This window comes from Tenacibaculum sp. AWR4_210, assembly GCF_056160945.1.
The window spans coordinates 1-231 of sequence record NZ_JBSWYF010000105.1 but is presented as its reverse complement, the minus strand read 5'-3'; the positions used below and the strand labels follow the sequence as shown (position 1 = coordinate 231).

Annotated in this window: 1 protein-coding gene; it reads left to right on the top strand. The window is 46.3% G+C overall.

Annotated elements, in window-relative coordinates:
• Window positions 1-231 (top strand): Ig-like domain-containing protein (locus ACXAG7_RS20220; RefSeq protein ID WP_476667967.1); only part of this gene is annotated, 231 nt, incomplete at both ends.

The following is a 231-nucleotide window of genomic DNA, read 5'->3' as shown; positions in this document are numbered from 1 at the left end:
GAACCTCTGTAAGTGTAACAGTAAACACAACTCCAAGTGCGCCAACAGCAAGTGCACAAGCATTCTGTAGTGCCGATAGCCCAACAGTAGCTGATTTAGTAGCTACGGGAACAGGAATCCAATGGTATGCAGCGTCAACAGGAGGAACTGCCTTAGCAGGAACAACAGCATTGAGTACAGGAACCTACTATGCATCACAAACAGTAAGTAGCTGTGAGAGTAGTAGAACCT